Raw genomic sequence first — 3128 nt, forward strand, 5'->3', positions numbered from 1 at the left:
AATATGTGGAGTTCACCACCTTGCATGATCCGGATCAGATGCCCGGACAGCGTTCCCGTTTCAGTACGTTGGAGTGGCCGTATGTGGAGGGCTTGCGTATTGATGAGGCGATGCATCCTTTGACGATGTTGGCGGTGGGCGTATACGGCAATGCAATGCCACCACAGAACGGAGCGCCTCTGCGTTTGGTGGTACCGTGGAAGTACGGTTTTAAGAGTATCAAATCGATTGTAAAAATCCGCCTGACCGACAAGATGCCAAACACCACCTGGAACCTGATGGCGCCGCAAGAATATGGTTTTTACTCCAATGTAAATCCGGCGGTGGATCATCCGCGCTGGAGTCAGGCATCGGAGCGTCGCTTGCCGTCATCACTGTTTAATCCGAATCGGGTTGATACCTTGCCGTTCAACGGTTACGCCGAAGAAGTGGCTGAGCTGTATAAAGGTATGGACCTGAAGAAGTGGTTCTGATCAGGTAGGTCGTTATGGTTAAAGCAAAATCTAAAGCGTTAAGTTATCTTGAGTGGTGGGTGGTTTTCCTGCTGCCATTAGTGCCACTTGGCTGGCTGACGTATAACGCCTGGATTTTCAATCTGGGGGCTGATCCGGCTCAGGAGATTGTGCTGGAAACCGGTATCTGGGCAATCAATCTGTTGTGGATAACTTTGGCGATCACGCCGTTGCGGCGGGTGTTTAAATTGAACTGGCCGCTGCGTTATCGACGCATGATGGGCTTGTATAGTTTGTTCTATGCTGCAGTGCACCTAGTGTCGTTTGCCACGTTTATTCTGGGTTGGCGTTGGGATCTATTGCTTAAGGAGTTGAGTGAACGACCCTATATCGTGGTGGGGGCACTGGGCTTGCTGTTGCTGATCCCTTTGGGAGTGACCTCGACGCGTGGCATGCAGCGTAGGTTGGGACGTTATTGGCTGAAGCTGCACAAGTTGGTCTATCCGATCTCCCTGTTGGTGATGGTGCATATTATCTGGCAAATCCGCTCGGACTTTGGTGAGCAGCTCATGTATGGCTTGATCTTGAGCTTCCTGCTAGGCAGTCGTCTGTATTTCTATCTGCAGAAAAAAACACGGGTCATGCGGGCTGCCCGGGCAGCCTGATTCCCTTTCAGATATTTTGTGCCAGACTGACAAAAGGAGGCGCCGTGATTATCTTGCTGACGGTTCTATTCTGTTCATCCATGTAGTCTGGATCATCATCTAACTTGGCCCTCCGTATGGCAGCCTGAGACCGCTGCCGGGAGGAGTTATGTCGCATAAACCCAATCTTATTCAGATGTTTCTTAGTGTGTTAGCCGCCTGCTTTGGTGTGCAATCTTCACATAATCAGGAACGCGATTTTGCCGCCGGTCATACCTGGGCCTGGATGCTACTCGGCCTTGCTGCCATGGGGCTGTTCGTCGTATTTGTGATCTTTCTCGTGAGCTGGGCGTTATCTATTGGTGGTGCCTGAAAGGTTAAAATGAACTTGCGAAAAATTCAGGACTGCTATACTTCACAAAACCAAGCGGACTGGTAGGAATTTGGGACGGAACTCAGGCGACGATAAAAGCCTGCCGTAATCCTACCGCTACCGACGTTGAAACTGTTGTACAGCGCCATAGTGTGTATTTATAGGATTCGACAGGCTTTTTGCGTGGATGCGAGGGGGCCTGGAGATGAAGATCATAGGATGGGGATTGCCCGCACTGTTTGGTGCATTCGGGCTGATCTTTCCCCTGTCAGCAGTAGCTGAGTGGCAAGTTAACTTAGGGCCGGGTGTGACTGAAATCAGTCGCGCGGTCTACGATCTGCATATGACCATTTTCTGGGTCTGTGTGGCCATTGGCGCCGTTGTCTTCGGTGTCATGCTCTATTCAATCGTTCATCACCGCAAATCCCGCGGTGCCAAAGCGCACAATTTTCATGAAAACACCCTGGTTGAGATTATCTGGACCGTGGTGCCTTTTGTGATCCTTGTTGGCATGGCGGTACCCGCAACGGCCACGCTCATCAAAATGTACGATCAGAGCGAAGCTGAGCTGGATATTCAGGTTACCGGTTACCAGTGGAAATGGCGTTACCAGTATCTGGGTGAAGATATCGATTTCTTCTCTTCCCTTTCGACCCCCCGCGAACAAATTTCCAATGATGAAACCAAAGGTGAGCACTACCTGCTGGAAGTGGATAACGCCATGGTGATTCCGGCTGGGAAGAAGGTCCGCTTACTCTTGACCGCCAATGATGTAATACATTCCTGGTGGGTGCCTGATCTGGCCGTGAAAAAGGATGCGATTCCCGGTTTTATCAATGAGGCCTGGACCATCGCCCCTGAACCCGGCATCTACCGGGGGCAATGCGCGGAACTCTGCGGTAAAGACCACGGCTTTATGCCGATTGTGGTAGATGTGCGCAGCGAAGAGGATTTCAACCAGTGGCTGGTGGAGATGAAACAGGCCAAAGCTCAGGCCAGTGATGCGGCCACGAAAAACTGGACACTGGCTGAGTTGATGACGAAGGGCGAAGAGGTATACAACCGCGCCTGCGCAGCGTGTCATCAACCAAATGGTGAGGGGATTCCAGGTGCATTCCCTGCATTAAAAGGCAGTCCGATGATGGTGGGTGATCCGGCAGCACATATCGATGTTGTGCTCAATGGTAAGAGCGGTACGGCGATGCAGGCCTTCCGCGATCAGCTCAGTGCTGTCGAACTGGCGGCGGTTATTACCTACGAGCGAAATGCTTGGGGTAATACCACGGGTGATCTGGTGAGTCCGGCCCAGATCAACACGTTGAAGCAGTAAAGCATCAGGAGAGTGTAGATGGGTACACTGGAGCAAACTGTTGAGACCGAAGTTCACCACGGTCCTGCCCGCGGTATCTCCCGCTGGTTATACACCACCAACCACAAAGACATCGGTAGCCTGTACCTCTGGTTCAGTTTGCTGATGTTCCTGCTCGGGGGCTGCATGGCTCTGAGTATCCGTGCCGAACTTTTTCAGCCCGGTTTGCAGTTGATGGAACCTAATTTCTTCAACCAGATGACCACCATGCATGGCCTGATCATGGTATTTGGTGCGGTTATGCCCGCGTTTGTGGGGTTGGCGAACTGGATGGTGCCGATGATGATCGG

Annotated in this window: 5 protein-coding genes; all 5 read left to right on the plus strand. The window is 51.8% G+C overall.

Going from position 1 to position 3128, the window contains the following annotated elements:
* Positions 1 to 473: protein-methionine-sulfoxide reductase catalytic subunit MsrP (gene msrP / locus ABYW01_RS17725; protein ID WP_372835347.1), on the plus strand; the 473-nt coding region annotated here is incomplete at its 5' end.
* Positions 474 to 487: 14 nt separating this feature from the next.
* Positions 488 to 1117: a sulfite oxidase heme-binding subunit YedZ gene (locus ABYW01_RS17730; RefSeq protein WP_372835348.1), complete on the plus strand. Its 630-nt coding sequence runs from the start codon at positions 488 to 490 to the stop codon at positions 1115 to 1117.
* A gap of 148 nt (positions 1118 to 1265) precedes the next feature.
* Positions 1266 to 1469, plus strand: a complete 204-nt coding sequence (locus ABYW01_RS17735) for a DUF2970 domain-containing protein (RefSeq protein ID WP_372835351.1) — start codon at positions 1266 to 1268, stop codon at positions 1467 to 1469.
* Positions 1470 to 1674: 205 nt separating this feature from the next.
* Complete coding sequence (gene coxB / locus ABYW01_RS17740; protein ID WP_372835354.1) at positions 1675 to 2799, plus strand: cytochrome c oxidase subunit II; 1125 nt, start codon at positions 1675 to 1677, stop codon at positions 2797 to 2799.
* 18 nt (positions 2800 to 2817) lie between these two features.
* The coding region (locus ABYW01_RS17745) for a cbb3-type cytochrome c oxidase subunit I (RefSeq protein ID WP_372835357.1) at positions 2818 to 3128 on the plus strand (311 nt) is incomplete at its 3' end.

The organism is Pontibacterium sp. (assembly GCF_041587635.1).
Lineage (GTDB): Bacteria > Pseudomonadota > Gammaproteobacteria > Pseudomonadales > Balneatricaceae > Pontibacterium.

Bases quoted from the DNA above. Each gene is read 5' to 3' on its own strand.
- ABYW01_RS17730 (WP_372835348.1), top strand. From the start codon at position 488: ATGGTTAAAGCAAAATCTAAAGCGTTAAGTTATCTTGAGTGGTGGGTG.
- ABYW01_RS17735 (WP_372835351.1), top strand. From the start codon at position 1,266: ATGTCGCATAAACCCAATCTTATTCAGATGTTTCTTAGTGTGTTAGCC.
- coxB (WP_372835354.1), top strand. From the start codon at position 1,675: ATGAAGATCATAGGATGGGGATTGCCCGCACTGTTTGGTGCATTCGGG.